The following is a 5500-nucleotide window of genomic DNA, read 5'->3' on the forward strand; positions in this document are numbered from 1 at the left end:
GGACGGGGCTGGAGGAAAAGGGGTGGCGGCGGGGGCTGCTCGTCGCGGTCCTCCTGGGCCTGCCGGCGGTCGCGAGCGCGGCGCCGGAGCCGGACGAGGACGCGGCGGCGGAGGGAGTAGACCGGCCGCTCGAGGTGTCCGGAGACGACGACGCGAAGAAGCCGGCGGACGGGACAGGTGACGCACTGGAAGGCGCGGTGGCGCAGGCGATGCCTGGCGGTTCGCAGGGGCCCGTCATGGGTTCGCCGGAGCAGGTCTCCGAGCCGGGCGCGCCGGTGCCGGACGCGGCGGTGCCGGGCAAGAAGAAGAAGGACACGGGCCCCAAGGCGGACACGCTGGGCGAGGCGCCGGACGAAGCGGACAAGGTGGACGACAAGGGCGGGCCGCAGCAGCGGATCCGCGTGTTCGGCCGCGTGTTCGCGCGGGCCGCCGCGGACGAGCGCCAGAAGTACGAGCGCGACCTGGGCATCGAGTCCGCGCGAGTGGGCGTGGCCGCGTCGCTGTCCAACCTGGAAGCGGAGGTGAGCGCGGATCTCGCCTCCAAGACGATTCTCAAGGACGCGTTCGTGCGGCTGGCGGACGACGGCAAGCGCATGCGGCTGTACGCGGGCCGCTTCAAGTCGCCCTTCCTGCAGCGTTCGCAGGAGTCGGCGTGGCGGCTGCCCATCCAGGAGCGCGGACTGGTGGAGGACTACCTCACGGAGACGAACTCCCTGGGCGGGCGGCGTCTGGGCGTGATGGGCGAGATGCGGCTCAAGGCGGCGTGGGGCCTGAAGTTCTCCGCGGGCCTCTTCGAGGGCGGCGAGGACGCGACCGGGAAGCGGCTGAGCGAGGACGGCTCAGCGCGGCTGAGCATCCGTCCGTTCAAGTTCCTCACGCTGGGCACGAGCACGTACCTGACGCAGGTGATTGACGGGACGAAGCAGTACGCGACGGCGGCGGACGCGGAGCTGAACCTCTGGGGGCTGTCGTTGACGGGTGAGGCGGCGATGGGCCGGCTGGCGTTGGGGCCGTTCCAGTCGCAGTCGGTGCTGGCCTACTGGACGGTGCCGGTAGGCCACAACGGGTGGGCGGTGCAACCGGTGGTGGGAGCGGAGGCGCTGCAATTGCAGGGTGGCATCCAGGCGGAAGGGCATTCGGTGACGGGGGGGCTCAACGTGTTGTTGGCGGATTCGTTCAAGGCGCAGGTCCAGGCGGAGCGTGCGCTCCGGCCGGGGGACGTGACGCCCGCGCTCGAGCTGTCGGTGCAGCTCGCCACCCGCTTCCGTTGAGGAGACACCTGGAGATGATCTCATTCGTTGAAGGCGAAGTGACGAAGCTGCGGCGTGAATTCAAGCGCGTGCTGGAGGCCCCGGACGCCAAGTCGGTCTGCGCGAGGCTGTCGCAGGAGCTGGGCGGGTACCTGCCGCCGCCCACGCGCATCGTGTCGGTGTACTTCGACAAGCCGGGACATCCGCTGGCGATGCGCGCGCTGCGCACGCCGGACGACTGCCTCAAGGTGAGGACGAAGGAGTACTCGCCGGACGTGGGCGCGGCGGGCCGCGAGCGCGTGGTGCTGGAGGTGAAGCTCGAGCGTGGCGGGCTCACGCGGAAGCGGCGCGTGTGGGTGCCGCGCGCGGAGCTGGGCCGGACCCTCAAGGGCGGAGTGAGCCTGTTGCCGCTCATCGCGGGGGGAAGCCTGTCGCCGGTGCTGGCGGTGACGTACCGGCGGCACGTGTACCAGGTGTCGCAGGAGTGGCGGGTGACGGTGGACCGGGACATCGGCTTCCACGCCGTATCGCCGGAGCTGGCCCTGTCGCCCGTGGCGCTGACGGTGGAGCGGCTGGGGCTGCCCGTGTGGGAGGACTCGCGGGTGGTGGTGGAGGTGAAGCACCTCGGGGCGGCGCTGCCCGAGTGGCTGTCGGCCCTCAATCCGGGGGGAGCGACGGCGTACAGCAAGTTCGCGGAGGGCATGGCGCGGGTGCATGCCTTCACATCAGGTGGCGTTGGGGTCGTAGGGGGTTAGGGCACCGTGTTCATCGATTTCGAAGGCATTGACGGCAGCGGCAAGACGACGCTGTCCAACCTGCTCGCGGCCCGGCTGAAGCGGCTGGGCTACAAGGTCGCGCACGCGCGCGAGGGCGGCGAATTGCAGTCGCCCACCGCGCGGCGCATCCGAGACCTGACGCGCGACGCGAAGCTTTTGGAGATGGGCCCGCGCGCCGAGTTCTTCCTGAACCTGGCCCGTGACGCGCAGCAGTTGGAAGAGGTCATCGCGCCCGCGCTGAAGCGGGGCGACGTGTGCATCACCGACCGCTACCTGTACTCGCAGCTGGCGCTGACGGGCGGTGGGCGGGGCCTGAAGGAGGCGCAGCTGTTGCCCGCGTGCGAGCTGGCGTCGCAGGGGCTGTGGCCGGACCTGGTCATCCTGGTGGACGTCGACCCGGACCTGGCGCGGCTGCGCAAGCGGCTGGGCAAGGTGCAGAGCGGCAAGGAGAACGACGCGGACAGCCGCAAGGGACTGGTCGGCGCGGGGCTGGCGGTGCGCGTGCGCGAGGCGTTCCTGGCGCAGGCCCGGAAGGACCCTGCGCGGTGGATCATCCTGGAGAACAATGATCAGCCGCTGCGAGTGCTGGAGCAGCGCCTGGTGGACGCGGTGGTCGCGCGGCTGGAGGGACGTGAGCAGCCGGTGCAGCGGCTGGTCCCCGCCCCTCCCCCGCCGGCGCCGGGCGCGGTGTCCGTGGACGACGTGGAGGAGCGCTTCTTCCAGGCGGTGGACGGCCTGGAGGCGCGCGAGCCGCAGCTGGCGGCGTGGCTGCTCAACGGCATCCCGGGCCTGCCCGCGCACCAGCGCCGTCTGGCATACGCGGAGCGGCTGCCGGGCCTGGTGGCGCGTAGCCTGAATGGGCTGGATGACGACACGGCGTGGACGCTGCGCGACGTGCTGTCGGCGAGCGTGCCGGCGGACGTGGCGGAGGGTCTGGGGTTCGTGACGTCCCCGCGCTCACACGCGCTGAGGCAGCGGTTGTATGCGCAGGCGCCGGCGGCGGTGCTGGAGGGGCTCAAGCGGCAGGACTCGCCGGAAGCGTGGGCGCTGCGCGAGCGGGGCCTGAAGGACGGGCATCTGGCGGCGGTGCTGCTGGGGCTCGTGGGAGTGGACGGCGAGGAGTCCTGGGTGGTCCGCGAGGCGGGCATGCAGCGCAAGCTGTACTCGGAGGTGGCGCGCAGCCTGGGCGGACTGAGCACGGGGCGCGCGGAGGCGCTGCGCGATGCGCTGATTCCGCACGACCGGCTGGCGGTGCTGAGGAGCACCACGGGGCTGGAGACGCCGGTGGCGGTGGGCCTGCGCGAACAGTTGGAGAAGGGAGCGCTGAAGCTGGTGCTGCGTTCGCTGACCGGCGTGGACACGCCGCGGGCCTGGGCGATGCGTGAGCGGGGCGCGCAGTCCACCAAGGAGGCGTTGGACTCTGTGGACGGAATGGATTCGCCGGCCGCGTGGAAGCTGCGGGCCTCCGCGGCGCGCCGGTGGCCGGCGACGGTGGTGTCGTCGATGCGCGGGCTGCCGCTGGTGGCGGAGACGCGGGCGCTGTTGGAGCGCATCCTGGAGGAGCAGGCCGGGAAGCTGCCGGTGCTGCGCAACGCGTACGCGGTGGTGGCGCACGCCCGAGCGCTGGAGCAGGCGCAGCGCCCGGCGCGGGCGCTGGCGGAGACGCTGGGAGTGGACGCCGGGCGGCAGGAGGCATGACGCCCATGGAGGGTCCGTTCGGTGCCCTGTTCCAGGACGTGGAGCAGGAGCTGCAGGCGCTGTCGATGGGGGCCATCCTCCCGCGGCTGGTGGCGGCGGCGGTGATTGGCGCGCTGTTGTCGTCGCGGCCGTGGCGGATGTTGACGGGCAAGCCGCTGCCGAAGGTGGAGATGGTGCAGGCGCAGATCCTCCTCTGCGCGGCGGCGGCGGTGATTACCGCGGTGATTGGCAACAGCGTGGCGAAGGCCTTCGGTCTGGTGGGCCTGGGCGGGTTCGTGCGGTTCCGCTCGGGGCTGAAGGACCCGCGCGACGCGGCCATCCTGTTCCTGGTGATTGGCCTGGGCATGGCATGCGGCCACGGGAACCTGGTGCTGGCGTGCGTGGGCACGGGGTTCGTGGCGGTGCTGCTCTTCGTGCTGGACCTGTTCGAGAAGAAGGCCGTGGCGACGAAGGAGGCCAGGCAGCGAATGGTGGTGTCCGCGCAGGCGGACGACCTGGTGCGAGCGGAGGCCACGCTGAGGGCGGCGCTGGGCGAGCGCAACGTGCTGGTGAAGAGCTGCGCGATGGACTTCTCCGCGCGGCGCGTGGAGCTGGAAGTGGAGGAGCCGGAGCCTGGAAGCCTGGCGGCGGCGTTGGGACGGACGGAAGGGGCGCCCTTGCGGGGCCTGCGGTGGACGGCGGTGAGCGCGAAGGGCGCGCGGGAGGAGACGGTATGAAGTTCAGGAAGCTGGCGGTGCTGTTCGCGGCGTGCGGAGCCTTCGCCGCCTGCGGTGGCGGTGGAGGCAGCCTGCCGACGGGGAATGATCCGGGCGCGCCTACGACGAACCCGGACGGAACGGTAGACCTGCCGGGCAACGCGGTGGACCCGGGCACGGGCGGCGGCACGAAGCCGGATCAGCAGGCGGAGATGACGACGCTCTGGCCGCTGACGGCGGGCACCACGTGGACCTACCGCATCACGGATGACGTGGAGGGGGTCTTCAACAAGGTCGTGACGGTGCAGGGCCCGGAGACGGTGCCGGACACGACGATGACGGCCGTGAAGGTGCACAGCCGGCAGGACCGCACGAAGTCCGGCACGGTCTACGAAGAGAACTCCTGGCAACTGGAGCTGACCAACGGGCTGGTGGTGCGCCTGCGTGAGGAGGACGTCACGGACGGACTGGCCTCCAAGGCGACGACCTGGTCCCCGGCGATGATGAAGTCCCTGGCGGCGACGCCGACCTCCGTGCCCTGGGAGCACCAGGACAAGGTGCGCGAGCTGATCACCTACGCGGCGGGCGGAACAGAGGGGAAGGATCCAACCTACGTCTGGAAGGTCCTGGAGAAGGACGTCACGGTGACGACGCCCGCGGGCACGTTCAACAACGCCATCAAGGTCCAGCGCGACAAGCTGAACAAGAGCGGCGAGGTGAAGGAGGAAAAGCAGCGCCTGTACTGGCTGGTCCCCGGCGTGGGCAAGGTCCGCGAGGAAGGCGAACGCCTGGAGGAACTGGTGTCCTACGACGTGAAGAAGCCGTAGGCCTGTTCATCTGGATGGGATTGAGGCCCGGGTTGGCGCGAGGAATGCGCTGACCTCGGGCATTTTTCGTCTATTCAACTCGAAACCGACGATAAAAATCAAAACCGATTCCGGTGCTCATCAGCGGCTGAGTGATCCCCGCATTTAAGCGAGCGGATCGCCAGACGCCTACCTGACAGCTGCGTGCGAGGCGGAGTGGTGGGGAGCAGTAAGAGAGGCCATGCGGGGACGCAAAGTGGCCATCAACGAAGAGC

Annotated in this window: 5 protein-coding genes; all 5 read left to right on the forward strand. The window is 70.5% G+C overall.

Going from position 1 to position 5500, the window contains the following annotated elements:
- The coding region (locus tag D7V77_RS39685) for a hypothetical protein (protein WP_233597514.1) at positions 1–1271 on the forward strand (1271 nt) is incomplete at its 5' end.
- A 14-nt stretch (positions 1272–1285) separates the two neighbouring features.
- On the forward strand, positions 1286–2005 hold the full coding sequence (locus D7V77_RS39690) for a VTC domain-containing protein (protein ID WP_120581397.1): 720 nt from the start codon (positions 1286–1288) through the stop codon (positions 2003–2005).
- Between the two features lie 6 nt (positions 2006–2011).
- Positions 2012–3724, forward strand: coding sequence for a dTMP kinase (gene tmk / locus D7V77_RS39695; protein ID WP_120581398.1), 1713 nt, complete (start codon positions 2012–2014; stop codon positions 3722–3724).
- A gap of 5 nt (positions 3725–3729) precedes the next feature.
- Complete coding sequence (locus tag D7V77_RS39700) at positions 3730–4440, forward strand: DUF4956 domain-containing protein (RefSeq protein ID WP_120581401.1); 711 nt, start codon at positions 3730–3732, stop codon at positions 4438–4440.
- Positions 4437–5246 carry a hypothetical protein gene (locus tag D7V77_RS39705; protein ID WP_120581399.1) on the forward strand — a complete coding sequence of 270 codons (810 nt, stop codon included), beginning with the start codon at positions 4437–4439 and terminating at the stop codon, positions 5244–5246. Before D7V77_RS39700 ends, D7V77_RS39705 begins: the two co-directional genes overlap by 4 nt.
- Positions 5247–5500 lie beyond the last annotated feature (254 nt).

It is taken from the genome of Corallococcus sp. CA041A (assembly GCF_003612075.1).
Classification (GTDB): domain Bacteria; phylum Myxococcota; class Myxococcia; order Myxococcales; family Myxococcaceae; genus Corallococcus; species Corallococcus exiguus.

Excerpts from the sequence above, each read along its gene's own strand:
- D7V77_RS39690 (WP_120581397.1), top strand. The coding sequence starts at position 1,286 with ATGATCTCATTCGTTGAAGGCGAAGTGACGAAGCTGCGGCGTGAATTC.
- D7V77_RS39700 (WP_120581401.1), top strand. The coding sequence starts at position 3,730 with ATGGAGGGTCCGTTCGGTGCCCTGTTCCAGGACGTGGAGCAGGAGCTG.
- D7V77_RS39705 (WP_120581399.1), top strand. The coding sequence starts at position 4,437 with ATGAAGTTCAGGAAGCTGGCGGTGCTGTTCGCGGCGTGCGGAGCCTTC.